The organism is Methanosarcina spelaei, from assembly GCF_002287235.1.
Classification (GTDB): Archaea; Halobacteriota; Methanosarcinia; order Methanosarcinales; family Methanosarcinaceae; genus Methanosarcina; species Methanosarcina spelaei.
The window spans coordinates 1-17,830 of sequence record NZ_LMVP01000068.1 but is presented as its reverse complement, the minus strand read 5'-3'; the positions used below and the strand labels follow the sequence as shown (position 1 = coordinate 17,830).

Genomic DNA, 17,830 nt, shown 5'->3' with positions numbered 1-17,830 from the left:
ATGTCCAAATTATTGTCATCCATATCTTTTTTATATTCCCAAATTTACTGAGTTTTACGGATTCTAAGATATCACAGGAATCTATTTGTCGATTTTTGTTTTTTGACTGTTATATTCATTTTCTTTCGTTTTATTAATGTTTGCTCAGTTTGTTTATTATCCTGTTTATTAAGGCAAAATTTGGTATCTATCAAATATTATTTGGTGTATCTCCAAATTTTGCCTTAATACTGGAAACTAAAGCACTTAATACTGGAAACTAAAGCACTTAATACTGGAAACTAAAGCACTTAATACTGGAAACTAAAGCACTTAATTACCTCTAAAATCCATAAATCTGGATCAAACACTCTCAACTGTTAGAAAAGTGTTGAAAAGGAGAACTCCAAACTGGTGGTATGTCAATACTCGAGCATGAGCTCAGAAAGCCAAAATAGAGAATTAAAAATAAGAAAAATTAAAACAAAACTAAAATATATAAAATACGCTGCAAACACAAACGCTGAAAACACAATAGTTGCAATATTATCCGAAAACTCACTCAGGGTCTCAGACCTGACTGGATATTTATCTTGAATAATGGACATCCCATTTGGATATCCCCAGTTCTGAATTGCACTCTTGAACATGAGGCAGAAAGTCCGCAAACTTCAGTTTACGGGCTGTCCACTCTCGTTATTAATTTCTTTGCTTTCTGTTATACTCCTGCCACGGTAAGGTTTTCCCACTTAAATCTATCATCAGGACAGGCGTGCAGGCAACGCTGGCAATTTGCACCATCACAGAGATCAGTCCTTATTTTTACAGTTCCCTTGTCATCCATTCTTAGGGCTCCGTTAGGGCAGACTTTTACGCACTTATGACAGCCTTCACAATCCTCAATTACCATTGTAAGGTAAGTTCCGACTTTTTCAAGCACTTCAAGCCCTTCTTCTCCGAGTTCGGGAATATCTCTTTCAACCTGGCGGTCAATTTTGAGAATAGAGGAAGGTTCACCAATCATGGGCAGTTTTTTCTTTTTCAGGAATTTCTGGAGCATCTTGAAAGCCATGCCTTCGTTCCAGTAAGCAAGTTCCAGCAAATAAGCTTCTTTAAAAGCTTCGGAAGTTGCAAACATTACATGAGTGCCCACAATTTCCTTTGCAATTGCCTGCAGTTCCCAGAGCCTGTCTTCGGAAAGCAGGATTTCCCTGGCAACGATCAAAGAAGTATTTCCTATCTGGGAAACATAACTCGCATTATAAGGGATCATTCCCACTTTATGGGCTTTTGCAGCGTCCATATAAGTGCCTGCAGCGCCTGACATGTGAGCGATCTGTAGTTCTTCCATGTCTATGCCTGCAGCTGCACAGAGAGTAATATGCCCGGCCCGGAGTGCTCCTATGGCCCTTCCTGCTGCGATAAGGTCTTTATTAGTAAATATTACCCCGTCCTGAAGGTGAATAATGCCATCAGGGGTCTGAATTTTTGGCAGCACAATTAGTTTATTTCTCATAGCTGTTTCTATAAGGGCAATAACTCCAGTGCCTGTAATGCCTTTTGCGGTGATCTCACCTTTTTCCACTACTTCCCCTGTTTTAGGATTTACAAGGTCTCCCTTGATGGTATTCATGTCCCGATCGAGTACATAGCAGCGCAGGTTATTTCCCTCAAACTCCACATCACAGATGGTGTGAGGGGAAGCAATGGACCCGCACTCTATCTCCTGACCTTCAAGAGCAGGACCTGCAGCAGCCGAGCCTGTATATATAATACCGTTTGCTTTAAGAGCCATTTCGGCATTTGTGCCGTAATCCGTTGCAATTGCGATCTCATTACTCTCAATCATGCCAGCTTTTACAATAAGAGCAAGAGCATCGGCTCCGACTTCGTGTTTGATTGACGGGGGCACAAATAGTTTGCAATTTGTAGCTTCTTCAAATCCTTCTATTTCGGCCAGGGGTACTATGCGGGCATCCCTGTTTTGCTCTTCTATATGATATTTTTGCTTTTTACGCTCTCCGGCATATGCCAGGTCGTCGATTGGAATACCCTGGAAGATGGAAAGTTGAATTGGATTTCCGCAAATTGAAAATTTTTCCATTTCTGCCAGTTTCACTCCAAGTTCAGCAAGAATATTTTTTACCGCAGTTGCCGAAAGACCGTGAGCTTTGTCAAGCCCGTAATGGATTGCAAAATCGAGATGATCCATTACGTTTGCTCCGGGTAGGGGATTTCTCAGTGTTATGACGGTTTTTTTAATCTCCCCGGTCTCCAGGTCAATTTTCTGGGCCCTAAAACCGCTGGTTCCGAGGTCAATTGCAACTCCTGTTCTCATACCTTAACCTCCTCCAAAAAAGTTTGAGATCTGTTATTCTGTCTGTTTTAGACATATTCTGAGTTTAATATATTTAGATAAGTATTATGTTGAATAAGATCTAAAGCTATTTATACTGAATTGTTTGTTCAGGATGACTTTCTTCAGTTCATAGCCTTTCAAAGCCCATAGCTTTTCAGAGCCTGGCTTTAGAGTTTTCACTCCACATGACAAAATTAAAAAAATATATTGTAAAACACAATTCCAGGAAATCTAAAATTTTAGATATATAGTATTTTAGATATCTGGAACGTGTCCTTAAAAAAATAAAGAAATTTTTGTGCCTTTTCAGGCGTAGTACTCGTCTCTTGCTGCAACCATTGCTTTGATGTTTTCAAGAGGAGTCATGGGTGCAATACCACAGCCTGGTGCAAGTACATCGATTCCGCCTTCAAGAGCTACTTTTGCTTCAGCTTTTATCTTGTCAATAGGTCCGGGCAGCAGAGTGAAAGGACTGGAAACGTTTCCTACTAATCTTGCCCTGTCTCCAATTATCTTCTTTCCTTCAATTGCGTTACCGATCTTTTCTTCTACGCTGAGGCCTTCGAAACCACAGTCTGCCATGTCGCTGAGGATCGCGTTAACTTTACCACAGATGTGGAGTACGGTCACGGAGTTAACACTGGAGGAGAACTTCTGTAACCTTGACTGGAGGAACTGTTTAAATGTGTCAGGGCTCATGAGATCAGGGGAAGCGACAGGGTCTGCAATTGCGATAACATCTGCACCGGCTTCAACCATCGCATTTGCGTAAGCGATTGCAGCTTCTGTGGCAAGATCAAGAGCCTGTTCAAAGAGATCAGTCTTCTTAATGGACCATTTCATGAAGGATTTTACACTTATCAGGTCGGAGGCAACTGTAATCGGGCCTTCCATACCTCCGATTATTGGCACGTCAGGACCTACTTTCTCCCTGACAATCTTAATGGCTTCAAGTACGACTGGAATTCTGCCTTTCTGCAGAAGGTCTGCTGGGATGGCTGCGCCGTCAAGGCTTTTTGGATATGGGTGTTCTATGACAGAAGGCTGCCTGTTTTTGGTACCCATATTGATTTGACAGCCCATTGCTTCAACAAGCACTGTCAGACAGTAGGGAAGCCTTACAGCCTCAAGTCCACTAAGTTCATAATTGGCGATTGCCAGTTTTGCCATAAGTTCAGGATTGGTGTGAGCTTCAGGCCAGGCAGCTCCAACTTCGTCCATAAGTTCTACGATCCCTGTCTGGGTTACGGAGCAAACAGGTACTTTGTCAACGGGCTTGCCTTCAAGGGCAGCTAAGAGTCTCGTTTTGAGTGTAAACTCGCTCATGGTCATACCTTTTTTAAATTTCTTTATTTTATTAGGATTTTATTGCCTACTTGACAATATTATTGTTTAGACCTTTAAGGCCAAAAGGTTTTACGTCTCGGAATGGAAAATCCAAAGTTTCGAAACGTAGTCAAAATCATAGGTTTTGCCTGGGAAATCAACAATAAATTGAATCTCCTTTTCCATCGCGCCCGAGCAGAGATGGAAAGCAGGGTACTAAAAATAATTCTCAGGCTCCTTTGATTACATTAGAGTACGGGCATTTTTTTAGTTAACAACTTATAAAAGCTATTTGTCAAGAATATTTTTTTGCCATATTTTTAATAAACAAGGTCATAAATTTTGACCGAATTGTTCAGCTTTTATATTAATAGAATTCTCCACTTTTTCACTCTACTCCGTTAATGAATCAGGTCTGATCTGGTAATGAATTTAATGTAATTCTCTCTACTTTATTTACTCTTTTTCTTTGCTATCTCTCTAACTTTGGATTTTGAGATGTTTTTGGAATCTATGTCAAGCTTCTTATTCTTATGTTTCTTATTCTTTTATTGCATTAAATAACAAAGGGGATTCAATGGGGAAGAATCTAACTAGCGGTAACGACAAGATGTGTTCTCCCCAGGGGAACGAACATAGTATTTCAATTTCGGAATTTCTTCAAAAACTAAACGTTGATGAAAACGGACTCAGCGAGCAGGAAGCTGCTAATCGGCTCAAAGAGTGTGGAGCCAATATTCTCAAAGAAACAGGAAAAGAGAGCATAATAAAGAAGTATCTCAGACAATTCCGGAATTTATTCTCTATTCTGTTAACTGTGGGATCTATTCTCTCTTTCATAGGAGAATATCTTGACCCCGGGCAGGGAAACCTGTATATAGGAATTGCCCTTTTAGGCGTCGTCGTCATCAATGGGACCTTTACGTTTATACAGGAGTACCAGGCTGAAAAAACAATGGAAAGCTTTCGGCAGCTTCTTCCGCCTCATGCCAGGGCCCTAAGGGATGGAAAGGTAAGGGATGTTCTGGCATCGGAACTTGTCGTAGGGGACGTCGTCCTTCTTGATGAAGGGGATAAGGTCCCTGCTGATGGGCGTTTGATTGAAACCAATGCTCTCAAAGTGGATAACTCGGCTATTACCGGTGAATCCGAGCCTCAGCTTCGGTCCCTTGAATGCACTCATCCAAATATGCTGGAGTGCAGGAACATGGTTTTTTCAGGGACTCTGGTACAGAGCGGGAATGGAAAAGCTGTCATCTTCGCTACGGGACAGGATACTCAGATAGGAAGCCTCGCAACACTCACACAACAGACTTCAGGCGTGGACACTCCCATTCGGAGAGAAATAAATTATTTCATAAAAGTCATATCTACAATTGCGATTTCCCTTGGAATAGTTTTCTTTATACTTGCTTTTTTTCTTCAGGATGTTTTTCTTGCAAGCCTGCTCTTTGCGATTGGAATTATTGTTGCCAATGTGCCAGAAGGGCTTTTGCCCACAGTCACTCTTGCACTTAGCCTTGCTTCCAAGCGAATGGCCTCGCGGAATGCCCTTATAAAGCAGCTTGAGTCCGTGGAAACTCTGGGCTCGACAACGGTTATCTGTACAGATAAGACCGGTACTCTGACTCAGAATAAGATGGCAGTAAATTCTATAATGATCGGTTTTGAATGTCTCGTTCTCGAAAATCCTGCAAGCACTAAAAAAACAATTACAGAGAAAGAGCCCGAAGAAAGCGCAAACAAAGCTGTTGTGGAAAAACTTTCAGACTCAGGTCCTGAAGGGTTTTGTGCTCTGGAAAAGCCTGTCTGGGACCCTGAAAAGTTGCCATCTGTTTTCATAAGAGTTGCAGGGCTCTGTAATAATGCAAAACTTCGCGATTCTGCTCCTGGATATACCGGTGACCCTACAGAAGGAGCCCTTCTCGTTTTCGCAAATAGCCTGGAAGATATAAGAAATCTCAAGAATGATTATCCAAGGCTGGAAGAATTTCCTTTTGATTCGCTTACGAAAAGAATGGAAGTTATCTGCCGTACTCCTGAAGGAAAACTCGAAGTTTATCTCAAGGGTGCTCCGGAAGTAGTTGTGAAAATGTGCAGTTCAGCCCTGGCTTCAAAAGGAATCAAGAAACTGGGTGAAGTTGAGCAGAAAGAGCTTCTTGCCCGGCACCTGAGACTTGCAGAAAAGGGAGAGCGTATAATTGCCCTTGCATACAGGCAGGGAGATGAACAAAAAGAGTATACAGGGGACTTTATTTTTCTGGGGTTCATAGGAATTGTAGATCCTCCGAGGCCCGAAGCCAGAGAGGCTATTGCAAGATGTCATGATGCCGGGATCAAAGTTGTCATGATCACAGGTGATCACCCGGTCACTGCAGAATCAATAGCAAAGGATGTAGGACTTGCAAATGCTGGAAACCTTGAGATTATTACCGGAGACGAACTGGCAACACTCTCAAGCGCTGATCTTGCTTCAAGATTGAAAAACCCAAGCATTGTATTTGCTCGTACTTCTCCAGTACAGAAACTAAAAATCGTACAGCTCTTCCAGGCCCAGGGGGAGATTGTTACCATGACAGGAGATGGGGTCAATGATGCTCCTGCAATTAAAAATGCAGATATGGGAGTTGCTATGGGCAGTGGCACGGATGTGGCGCGTGAAGCTGCAGATATGGTACTCCTTGATGATAATTTTGCTACGATTGTGAATGCTGTAGAAGAGGGCAGGACGGTTTTTGATAATATTAAAAAATTCATTGTATACATCCTTGCCAGCAATATTCCTGAAATTTTGCCTTTCATAGCCTTCGTCCTTTTTGCTCTTCCACTTCCCATGCCTGTACAGCTTATCCTGGCAATCGATCTGGGTACGGATATGTTGCCTGCGATTGCTCTGGGAAAAGAAAAAGGGGAAGGAGATATTATGAAAAGACCTCCTAGGGCGAGAGAAGAAAAATTGTTGACTCCTCCTCTGCTCCTTACAGCTTACGCAGTAAAGGGCCCTGTAGAAGCTATTGCAGGCTTCTTCTGCTATTTTGCCGTACTCTATGAAGGAGGATGGAGCTTTGGCGAGCAACTTGCAAACAACAACCCCCTTTACATGCAGTCAATAACCGCTTTCTTTTCAGCAGTAGTTATATGCCAGATTGCTAATGTTTTTGCTTCCCGAACTCGGTATCAGTCAGTCTTCTCAATGGGTTTATTTAGTAATCGTGCGGTTCTGGTAGGGATTGTAAGTGAGCTCCTGATTCTCGCATTAATTATTTGGAATCCGATTGCGAATCTCATTTTTAATACCTCTCCCCTCGATCTTAAATATTTACTGATTGCTGTTCCTTTTGCAATTTTATTGCTCGGAATCGATGAGTTGAGGAAATATCTCTTGAGAAGGAATGTAAGCTGGGCAATCAGATACCTTAAATGGTAATCAAAATTACAAAGAGTGTGATTTACGATAAAAGTTACAACCTCAATTAGGACAGCAAACATAAGCGAATTTTGTTTTTTTCTTCGTTTTACATTAATATGTTTTATCTCATTCTGGTTGTGGGTTCGAATCATTGAAAACCGAAGTTGAGAGAATCTCCGATTATATTCATCAAATGCATTATATGCACTCGTCTTTTCAGAATTAATCTATAATTGAGGGACACGACCCTCATTCTTAATATATATTATCAACCAAATAGCGTAAGAATTCTCAAATTGGTATTATTTTACTAATGTTCAACTTTTGAGTCTTTTTTTTATATAGAACCTTTATTAATTGACAGATTAAGCTTTATTGTTTATTTATTTTGACTTTAAACTGATATTCTGCTATTTATGCATATAGAAAACTTTTATATAGATTCCAATTTAATTTCATCTGTCAATATTCTCTTGTAAACTTCCCTGCAAACTCTAACCCAGGTCTTAACTATAATCTATTTCCAGGCTTAATTAACCCGAAGCTCAGCACCGAGATTAAAGTATGAACGTTAGTAGAAAGATCCTTGTTATTATCTATATCATCTTTGCTCTTCTTATTTCGGTTGTTATTTTTGCGTCTCAGAGCATTCTCGGTTCCAGTTTTTCTGACTTGCAGGAAAAAGAGGCAACTGACAACATAGAGAAGGTAGAGAACATGATTGACTTTCAGGTTCTACAGCTTGAGAAAATCAATTCTGCTCTCTCTTCAAGAGATGATGTCAGGAGTTTAATGCTTAATCAGTATCCTCAAAATTTCGATAAAACTGCATTTGGCGACATCTTCTCCATCAATGAGTGTGATTTTATTTTTCTGGTAAATAACTCAGGGTATGTTGTGTACTCTGAAACTCCGGGTCTTGAGCCCTCTACTAATGCCTCCACTCTTAATGCCTCCACTCTTAATGCCTCCACTCTTAATGCTCCCACTCTTCTCGAAGTTCATCAGATAATTAATGATGGCAGTTTCCTCTGTAAAGGGGTTCAAACTTCTTTAAATGGTCTGTTTCTGCTGGAAAATAGCCCTGTAATAATTTCCATTCAGCCTGTACTCTCTGCACCAGATAATAAAGAAAGCTCAGGTACAATCATTCTTGGAAAATATCTTGACTCGAGCTTTATCGAAGCCGTTCAGGAAAGTACAGGAAGTTCATTTACGCTTTGCAGTTTCAACAATTCATCCTCGGACGTTCGGCAGGCTTTTTTTGAAAACTCTGCCCCGAATTTCAAGTATACAGTAACTGGAGAGCATGTTACCTGTTATTCCGTGCTTGAGGACCTTTCCGGAAGTCCGGCTATTGTAATACAGACTGATGCGGACAGCAGTATCTACGCAGAAGGTCAGAAGGCTCTCCGATACACGGTGTTTTTCCTTCTTTTCGCAGGCCTCATGATTGGGGCAAGTTGCAAGTTTCTTCTTGATAGGGAAGTGGCATCCCGAATAGTTAGAATTGATAATTTCGTGAAGAAAGTAAGAATGAACGAAAATTTCTCTGAACGATTTTATATGGATGGGGATGACGAGCTCTCAAGGCTATCCGAGGGAATAAACCAGACGCTTGACCGCTTGAGAACCACTTCTGATAAATTTAAAGCTCAGGAACACGAAAAAAAGTTAATCCTTGATTCTCTTAGTGAGCTTGTAGTCTTCATGGACTCCGAGTTAAAGATAATTTGGCTAAATAAAGCAGCCCTTGATCACATGGGCATGAAAATGGATGACGTTGCAGGGCGTCGTTATCAAGATCTGTATATTTTATATAAAGAAAACCCAGGTAAATCTCCGGTGTTGAAAGTACTGGAATCCGGGAATGAAGAGTTCGGGGAAGCAGTTACTCAGGACGGAAAGGTCTGGACGGTCACTTCAGTTCCTGTAAAGGACGAAGGCGGCAGGATTACCGGGGTCCTGAAAACAGGACTAGATATTACCGCACACAGGCGTTCGGAAGAAAAACTAATTCAGGCAAAACTTGAAGCCGAAAAAGCCAACAGCGCTAAAAGTGAGTTTCTTGCAAATGTAAGTCATGAGTTGCGAACACCTTTGAATTCAATTATAGGTTTTTCGGATATTCTTCTCGAAAAAGTTTTTGGCGAGCTTAACGAAAAGCAGTTTCGATATGTAAACAACATCTCGACCAGTGGGAAAAATTTGCTATCACTTATAAATGATATTCTCGATCTATCAAAAGTGGAAGCCGGGAAAATGGAACTTCACTACAGTGAATTTTCTGTCAATTCTATTTTTGAAGAAGTTAAAACCGTTTTCTCTCCTCTTATACAGGTAAAATCCCTTGAAGTAACTTTTAATGTAGAGTCCGGCTCCACAATGCTTGAAGCCGATAGAGGCCGCTTAATTCAGATCCTTTACAATCTTGTAAGTAATGCAATAAAATTTACTCCTAACGGCGGAAAAGTCTCGATATATTACAAAGAAAGCGGAAACCGGGCGCTTATTTCGGTCATAGATACCGGCATAGGCATTTCTGCTGAAGACCAGGTAAAGCTCTTCCAGCCCTTTACCCAGCTTGATGCTTCATCAACCAAGCAGTATTGCGGCACAGGGCTTGGGCTTGCTCTTGTGAAGAAAATCGTGAACTTGCATCAGGGAGACATCTGGGTTGAAAGTGATCCAGGGAAGGGCAGTAACTTTACCTTTTCACTTCCTCTCAGGAAACCGTTGGAGTTCAGGAAAGCCAGCGAGATTGGAATCAAAGATGTAATCATAGAATTTGAGACGAATAAAGCAGCATCTTTTTCAATAAACGAAAGTGCCGAGAATTCGCAGGAAGAAGTAGAGCTCCCCGAAATATGTCTTCCTGAAAAGGGAGATAGTAAGCAGGAACTTGTTCTGATAGTTGATGATGACAAAAGTTCTAGCGAACTTCTCTCCATTATCCTTAAGGACGCAGGATATGGTGTAGCTCTTCTATATAGTGGGAAAAAAGTTTTAGAGGCCGCAAAGAAACTGAAGCCCGATGTCATTACTCTGGATGTCTTCCTGCCGGACACCAACGGCTGGCTTGTCCTGAGGCAGCTAAAGAATGACCCTTGTACGGCTTCTATACCTGTGCTTATTATCTCCATGACGAACAATAACGAGCTTGGAATTACCCTGGGAGCTACTTACTCCTTTGCAAAGCCAATAAATAGAATTGAACTGGTAAATTCTCTTAGAGAAATTACCCAAAAGTTCCGGTTCGAATATCCTAAAGTTCTTATAGTAGATGACGATGAAAATACTATAGAACTATTAAGTTCGATGATTGAGCCCGAGGGCTTCAAGGCTATAAAAGCTCACAGCGGAAAAGAGGGCCTGCAGAAACTTTTTTCAGAGCAGCCCGATATTCTGATTCTTGACCTCATAATGCCGGAGGTTAGCGGGTTTGACGTTATATCCAGCATGAGGGCCGATGTACGCACGAAAGATATTCCTCTTATTGTGTGCACTTCTGGCGAACTTACTGAGAAGAATCTCGAAGAATTGAACAGTGAGCTACAAGAACATCTTATTTCTATTCTAAAGAAAGGCAATTTTGGAAGAAAAGAGTTAATTAATAAAATAAAACAATTATCTATGCTGAAGAGGCGTAATGATGAAAAAAATCCTGATTGTCGAAGATAATCCCATGAATATGGAACTGATCCTGGACCTTCTGGAATTCTACGGACATAGTATAACTAAAGCCGAGGACGGAATAAAGGCTCTTGAGCGTCTTGCTGAAACAAAATTCGATATTATACTGCTGGATATGCAGTTACCGAAAATGGACGGACTTGAGGTTCTCGATCGAATTAAGAAAAATCCTGCGACTGCAGATGTCCCTGTGATAGCGGTTACTGCCCATGCTATGAAAGGTAGTGAAGAACATTTCATAGAAATGGGCTGCGTGGACTATGTCTCCAAGCCTATAGATATTCATAAGTTCAGGGCTCTGATAGATAAGTATCTGGGAGAAGACCTATCTTAACTTCAGAAGGGTATTTATAATTTTTCCAGTTGTGTGGATCTATCTTTATAGTATGAGAAGAGTTCTTCGCACCACGTCAATGCACTCTCGTCAAAGCTCATCAGGCGTTGATGGTCAAACTTTCCCTTCTTGTCGAAAAGCACAAGTGAGCAGAAACGCTCTGTAACTACGTTCTTCAGGGTTACGCTTTTTTCACAGATAAAAATCTCAATGTTTTTTGATTCCAGAAGAAATTTCAGATCTTCGTAGTAATCCTTTTTCATCCTATCAAAAACAGGTTCTGTCAGGATAAGGCATATTTCTGCCCCTTTTCTTGCAAGTTCCAGGTACATCTCAACGTGAAGAGGGTTGAAATATGAAAGAAACATTTTTACGTGCCTTGATTCCAGAAGATTACTCCTAAAATCTTCAGGAATTTCGAAAAGCCGATTAAGGTCGGGTTCAAGCATGAAATAGTTACTTAATTCGTCAATCCTGTTAAGGAGATATTCCGGAATTGCGGTAAAGTCATGGTTTGTCCAGTAATCGTAATTTTCCTCAAAAACCCTTACGGTATTCAGTAGAGGCTCCATCTTTTCGACTACTATCTCTCCGATTTCAGATAGTTTGTAGGTATTTCTATCGTCCTGTACTATCAGGCGTCCTTCTTTTAGTTTTTTTATTTGGGGCATTATAGATGTTGAGTTTACGTTAAGTGCTGTTTTTATCTCGTCTCCGGTCTTTGGCCCTTCTTCAAGCAGGAGTAATACGTCCTTTCTTTTTTCTGAAAGAAACGCCAGATCAATAAGTGATGTTTTCATTTTGTTCCATCTCCCCGGGATTTTTATATTTAGAAGAGATATTTCCCCTTTATTTCTTTTCAGAAATCAGTCTGAATTAGTAAGAGTTCTTTTAGTAAAAGTTCTTTCTTTCTCCAGAAGAACTTTGAAGTAACTTCTCGCAGCATTATTGCGCTACTTTTCAATTGATCCTTTATATTTTTTTCCAAAAAGCACTTTCTTTCTTTAATTTAAATATCTTTTTTAGCTATGTCCCTATCTTTCTCTCTCTTTAAAAGATTTTTTACCCAATTTCTCTTTCTTCCTATGTTTTTCCTTTAAAATTGTTTTTAAGTTTTCTATGTTTTAGTGGTCTTCTTTACGATTTTTTCGTATTTCATCTAATTTTCTCCTGATTTTCGTATTTCATCTAATTTTCCCCTGAAGACAATATTCTGTTAAATTTTGATATTGAGTTTTTTAGCGGCAGGAATTTACTGTTTTTACTATTACTCAGAACTTCTTTCTTAAAAACAATTTTTCCAGAAAGGGGCAATAAGCGCGGAATAATATTCCAACTAATATATAAATTTTGCATTATCTTATCCTGGTTCCTGGACTGTGTTAACTACGAAATAAAAAGAGAATTACTTGCATTTGGTTATTAGCATGAAAGATTTTCAAGCACTTTTATTATGCTTGTTATTTTGTTTTATCCTGAAATTCTCTCACGTTAATTATATCGGTTGTAATACCTCATCTATCGTGAAACTTTACGGTAAAAGACTTATTCATTGGTCATCGGTTAAGGAAAAATCGTTATCAATTGCATTGATTTTCATAAAATTTGTTAAATTATTCATCAAATGCAAAACTGGAATCTGATATCGATTTCAATTTAAACACTAAACATTTGGGTTTGAGTTTTTCCGTCGAAATCGAGATCAGCAGCTCAAAATCCTTAACCGAATACAAATGAAGACTTATTTGATTATTGCTCAGAAATTGGAAGGGGAATCCAATTGAAAGGGGAACTCAATTGAAAGGGGAACTCAATTGAAAGGGGAACTCAATTGAAAGGGGAACTCAATTGAAATGGGAACTCAATTGAAAGGGGAACTCAATTGAAAGGGGAACTCAATTGAAAGGGGAACTCAATTGAAAGGGGAACTCAATTGAAAGGGGAACTCAATTGAAAGGGGAACTCAATTGAAAGGGGAACTCAATTGAAATGGAACCCGTTATTACTAATTATATATTAAAAATTATGAGACTTCTAAGTGACCATGGTCTTAGAATGGATTGATTAGATAGGAAGAAAGCTCTTAAAAGAAAAGTTTGTAAAAAATATGTTTTTAGTTTTTTATTCTTTCAAAACCCTGTACACCAGATGCACATACTGCTTTTCCACAATTTCGTCTCTTAAAAGTTCAAGCCGAGTACCGTTTTTCTCCAGGGTTCTGAAAAGATTTGTTCCTTTTTTCCCTACAATTTCAGGAGTGAGAATTAGGCTGATTTCTTCGACAAGCCCATGTTCGAGTAATATACTGTTCAGCACTCCTCCGCTATCCGAAACTACAAGTTCAAAACCATACTTTTCATTTGCAATTTCCAGCGCCTGTCTGATATTTACACGGTCTGCTCCTGTCCGGATGAAATCATAATTTCTTTCCTTAAGGTAATTTATATAAGCTTCGGGGGTCCTTTCCGAGACCAGGACGATTGCATCTTTGCTGAATTCGGAACGCCTGAAAACATGCATTAACCCTTCAAGGATTCCTTTCGAATCCGCAATCAGCCAGTATGCCCTGGGATCATCGGGTTGAATTTCAGGTTTCTTGAAGTCTGATTCCTCTTCAGGAGGAATTTTTTCGCAGAAGAACTGGGTCCCGGTTTTTGCAGTGTTCGAGCCGACTATCATGGCATCGGGCTGAAAACTGCTAAGGATTTTGTAGTGAATTTCAATATTTGCTTCAAAGCCAGTAGTAGAGCCATCAAGACTTATACTGTTGTGAATAATTACTTTTGGTATCATACTATCCCCTGAACTCTCCTTAATTCTCCTATTGAACTCCCAATATCTTTTAATGCTGGAAAACTGCTTTTAAACGCTTAATCAGCTCTTAATTCCTTCGTAGTTTCTATAATATATCGAAGAAGTTATCTGTATTGGAATGTATTTAATTTTAATGCATGCTGTAGAATTTGAAAATGTATCGAAATCTTTCTCAGAAAAAAATATTCTCGAGAATATATCGTTTTCAGTGAGGCAGGGTGAGATTTTCGGGCTCCTTGGGCCAAACGGGGCAGGAAAGACAACGCTTATAAGGCTTCTTCTTGACATTATCAGACCGGACTCAGGGGAAATACGTGTCTTTGGGGATTTCCTGAGCCCTGCTGCAAAAAACAGGATAGGATACCTTCCTGAGGAACGTGGATTGTATAAGAAAACAAGACTTCTGGATATGCTGGTCTACCTTGCACAACTTAAAGGCATACCGGAAAACCAGGCTCGTCTAAATGCCGAATCTCTTCTCAAATCCCTGGAATTAGATCAATATAAAAACAAAAAAGTTGAAGAGCTTTCAAAAGGAATGCAGCAAAAGATCCAGTTTCTTTCGGCAATTATCCATGAACCTGAACTCTTAATCCTTGATGAACCTTTTTCCGGACTTGACCCCGTAAACACGAAGACCGTTATGGTTAGAATTCTGGGACTCAGGGCATCAGGAAAAACAATAATTCTCTCTACACATATGATGGAGCAGGCTCAGACACTTTGTGACAGGATCCTTATGCTTAATAAAGGCAGGAGAGTACTTTACGGCCCTGTGGATGAGATCAGAAAGGAGCATGGGAAAAATTCTCTAATTGTAGAGTTTGCAGAAAAAGGAAACTTGAACGCAATTCGGGAAATTTCCGGTATAAAGAAAATAATAGAACATGGAAAATCGGTTGAACTTTTCCCTGAGGAAGGGATAAGTGTCCAGCTTCTTCTTGAGGAGCTTGTCCGGAAAGCAAACCTAACACGTTTTGAGAAAACGTTTCCTTCTCTGAATGAAATCTTTATCGAAACCCTGGAGAGTGTTTCCAATGAATAGTTTTCCCGAAAAGACCTTTATTGTTGCAAGGCACGAGTTCACGAAAACGATAAAGCGTAAAGAATTTCTTTTCATGACATTCTTCTTTCCCCTTCTATTTGCAGGAATCAGTATTCTCCCGGCAATGCTTTCAGGCATGAACCCGGCTGAAGACCAGAAAGTAGGTTATATTGATCTGACAGAATCCTTCGAATTTCCAAAATCAATTCAGAACGAAGGCCTTTCTATAGGCTCCTCAGAGACAAAAACCTCAGTTATAGAGTTTGTAATGTACAGGGAAATTTCCAATGCAAAGCAGGCCTTACAGGCAGGTCAGATTTCTTCCTACCTTGTTATTCCTGAAGATTTCCTTAAAACCGGAACAATAGAACTGTATAGTCCTGAAAAAGAAGCATCTATGTCAAATTTTGAATTATCTTCCGAACTTTCGGATATTGTTATTACTTCCCTCCTTGAAGGCAAAGTGGACGAGTCAACTCTCAATAGAGTCCGAAATCCGGTTAATATAAAGTTTTATAATATAGGAAAAAGCGGAGAGTCTTCTGAGCGAAGTATTGCTGATATCTTTGCCAGCTTTGGCCTTCCTATTCTTACAGCTTTTCTACTTCTTTTCAGTATTTTTTCGTCGTCGGGCTTTCTGCTTCGTGGCGTTGCCGAAGAAAAGGAAAACAGGATAATAGAAATCCTGCTGTCCTCCGTAACTCCTACCGAAATCCTTACAGGCAAAATTCTGGGTCTTGGTGCAGTCGGCCTTCTTCAAATTGGAATATGGCTTGCAGCAGTAGTATTCGGAAGTGGGTATGCACTTCCTGTGAAAATAGAACCTTATACTCTCCTCTTTGCTCTTATTTATTTTGTGCTTGGTTTTCTCTTTTTTGCCAGTATGATGGCAGGGATAGGGGCGGTTACTGGCTCCCTTCAGGAGAGCCAGCAGGTTGCAGGAATTTTCACTTTTGCAGCTGCATTACCACTGATATTCATGCAGCTTATCCTTACAAACCCGGGCAGTCCATTTTCTGTTTTTCTTTCCCTTTTTCCTCTTACCTCGCCTATAGCCATGCTTACCAGGATGGGAGTAACAGCCGTGCCTATTTCTCAGATTCTTGTCAGTATCTTTATTCTGTTGATTTCGGTTTATGTTGTGATCTTGCTTTCCGGCCGGCTTTTCAGGACTTATCTGCTCATGTACGGGAAAAGGCCTAAAGTAAAGGAAATATGGAAGAATATCCGGACAGAATCAAGATAAACGAAAGTAAATAGTGCTTTTAATTGCCATGTAAAACTTTTAAACTTTTAATTTATTTAAAAAGGATTTTTGAGTGTCTGGTCTTCAAAAGAAGCCAAATAATAAAGCCGCTTCCTAATAATGACTTGTTAAAATCTCGGAATAATATGACCTCTTGTAGGAAACGGAGGTGCTTAACTGTTTAATATAAGACTGGTTAAATAAATCATGATTCTATCGTCAATGTTTTATAATTTTAGTTATATACTATTAATTGGTTCATAAGGGAGTACTGTGAAATGGAGGTAAATACCGGACAGCTTCAAAACTGATCCAGTAATGAACTTCATTGACATAGAACAAACCTTGTGAACCACCTAACTGACATTTTTCTTACTGATTTTTAATCTAGCGTCCAAGTTTGCGAATATCTTTAAATCTGCGAATATTTTTAAATCTACGTATATTTTTAAATCTACGTATATTTTTAAATCTACGTATAATTTTTTATCAAAAATTCTTGTAACTATTCAGGGTATAGTTAGCGGCGCTCCTTTGAGCGCCGCGAGAATACCCTCTAAAACAGGTAAACCATTCTTTCTTATTGTGGAAATATATGCTCTAATTCTGCAGAAAGCTTCCGCTCCCCGTGTAGTTCTGAAAGTTCCTGATGTTTTCTGTTGTAGCTTCATCATCCTGACATCTCTTTCTGCTTGATTATTCTCAAACGGAACTTTCAAGTCTGTCAGGAATCTCAGAATCTTGTCTTTGTGTTCTATAAACCTATCAAGCAGATTCCTTGCTTTGGTTTTTGGATTCTTACCACGTTTTCCTTGTCTTTCAGGATTTAAAGAAGGTGGATTTTCTTCAATTCCTTTCGCGACTACAGCATTGAACCTTTTTTCTAATGCCTTAACTTGTTCAAAATCCAGATCTTTGACCTGCTCTTTGCACTCATCAGTATACTTTTTCATTTCAGATAACAGCTCACTCATATCTTTAGCCCATTGCTGTTTATAATTCTCTTCAATTCCAGTAAGTTCTCTCTGGAGATGAACATTGCAAAGAGCATGATCACAATTATAACTGTTGTAAGGTTTCCATCCATCGTGAACTGCTACCCCTTTAAACTCTGGAAGAATTCCCATAGCATCAATAGCTTCGGATCCTCTTTTTGCATGAGTAAAATAACAGGTGTATTTGTCAGTAGAAGCTACATGAAGCCAATGTCTTTTTCCTTGAACTTTCATTCCAGTTTCATCACAATGGATAACAGGAGAAGCTATTACCTTTTCTCGAATTAGGTTTTCAAATTCTTCAAGATTCTGGAAACATTCTCTTTCTGCTTTAATAATGGTAGCAGAACAAATTTTTATCCCCATTACATCATTAAACAATTCCGAAATCCTTTCGTAAGGAATGAAATGGTGATTTTTAAAGTAAATTGCTGAAGCTAAGATATTACGGCTATATTGAACTGGAGAATTTACTGATTCTGGAAATTCAGCTTTATTTAATCTTCCACAGCAAGGACAGATCTTAATCTGACTTCGATGTTCTGTAACAATAAGATTTACAGGCGGAATGTCAAAAACCTGTCTTTTCTCATAAGCTTCAACTTCAACATCCTCTAGGGTATGTCCACA

Annotated in this window: 11 protein-coding genes; 6 read left to right on the top strand and 5 right to left on the bottom strand. The window is 39.6% G+C overall.

Features of this window, described 5'->3' with window-relative positions; genetic code table 11:
• The first annotated feature begins 414 nt into the window (after positions 1 to 414).
• On the top strand, positions 415 to 576 hold the full coding sequence (locus ASJ81_RS22620) for a hypothetical protein (RefSeq protein WP_170943204.1): 162 nt from the start codon (positions 415 to 417) through the stop codon (positions 574 to 576).
• 121 nt (positions 577 to 697) lie between these two features.
• On the opposite strand, the gene ASJ81_RS05170 is transcribed toward ASJ81_RS22620, so the two are convergent.
• Positions 698 to 2,317: a methylamine methyltransferase corrinoid protein reductive activase gene (locus tag ASJ81_RS05170; RefSeq protein ID WP_095643556.1), complete on the bottom strand. Its 1,620-nt coding sequence runs from the start codon at positions 2,315 to 2,317 to the stop codon at positions 698 to 700.
• Positions 2,318 to 2,644: 327 nt separating this feature from the next.
• Positions 2,645 to 3,664, bottom strand: a complete 1,020-nt coding sequence (gene mtaA / locus ASJ81_RS05165) for a methylcobamide:CoM methyltransferase MtaA (protein WP_170943203.1) — start codon at positions 3,662 to 3,664, stop codon at positions 2,645 to 2,647.
• Between the two features lie 577 nt (positions 3,665 to 4,241).
• Between mtaA and ASJ81_RS05160 the strand changes: the two genes are divergently transcribed.
• The 3 genes from ASJ81_RS05160 (at position 4,242) to ASJ81_RS05150 (ending at position 11,100) form a co-directional block, all read left to right on the top strand.
• Complete coding sequence (locus tag ASJ81_RS05160) at positions 4,242 to 7,091, top strand: cation-translocating P-type ATPase (RefSeq protein WP_095643554.1); 2,850 nt, start codon at positions 4,242 to 4,244, stop codon at positions 7,089 to 7,091.
• A gap of 546 nt (positions 7,092 to 7,637) precedes the next feature.
• A complete protein-coding gene (locus tag ASJ81_RS05155; protein WP_095643553.1) occupies positions 7,638 to 10,754 on the top strand; it encodes a response regulator in 3,117 nt (1,038 codons plus the stop codon).
• On the top strand, positions 10,726 to 11,100 hold the full coding sequence (locus tag ASJ81_RS05150; protein WP_275112530.1) for a response regulator: 375 nt from the start codon (positions 10,726 to 10,728) through the stop codon (positions 11,098 to 11,100). The genes ASJ81_RS05155 and ASJ81_RS05150 overlap by 29 nt, the downstream gene beginning before the upstream one ends.
• Before the next feature lie 14 nt (positions 11,101 to 11,114).
• On the opposite strand, the gene ASJ81_RS05145 is transcribed toward ASJ81_RS05150, so the two are convergent.
• Both ASJ81_RS05145 and ASJ81_RS05140 read right to left on the bottom strand, forming a co-directional pair.
• The gene (locus ASJ81_RS05145) at positions 11,115 to 11,900 is read right to left on the bottom strand and encodes a helix-turn-helix transcriptional regulator (RefSeq protein WP_095643551.1); all 786 of its coding nucleotides are present in this window, start codon (positions 11,898 to 11,900) and stop codon (positions 11,115 to 11,117) included.
• A gap of 1,321 nt (positions 11,901 to 13,221) precedes the next feature.
• Positions 13,222 to 13,893: a dihydrofolate reductase family protein gene (locus ASJ81_RS05140; protein ID WP_095643550.1), complete on the bottom strand. Its 672-nt coding sequence runs from the start codon at positions 13,891 to 13,893 to the stop codon at positions 13,222 to 13,224.
• Positions 13,894 to 14,032: 139 nt separating this feature from the next.
• Here ASJ81_RS05140 and ASJ81_RS05135 point away from each other — a divergent pair, with 139 nt between their 5' ends.
• Entirely contained in the window at positions 14,033 to 14,959 is a 927-nt protein-coding gene (locus ASJ81_RS05135; RefSeq protein WP_245859827.1) for an ABC transporter ATP-binding protein, read from the top strand.
• The gene (locus ASJ81_RS05130; protein WP_245859825.1) at positions 14,952 to 16,205 is read left to right on the top strand and encodes an ABC transporter permease; all 1,254 of its coding nucleotides are present in this window, start codon (positions 14,952 to 14,954) and stop codon (positions 16,203 to 16,205) included. The genes ASJ81_RS05135 and ASJ81_RS05130 overlap by 8 nt, the downstream gene beginning before the upstream one ends.
• A gap of 509 nt (positions 16,206 to 16,714) precedes the next feature.
• Here ASJ81_RS05130 and tnpC read toward each other — a convergent pair.
• On the bottom strand, positions 16,715 to 17,830 hold a 1,116-nt coding region (gene tnpC / locus ASJ81_RS05125; protein ID WP_095643547.1), incomplete at its 5' end, for an IS66 family transposase.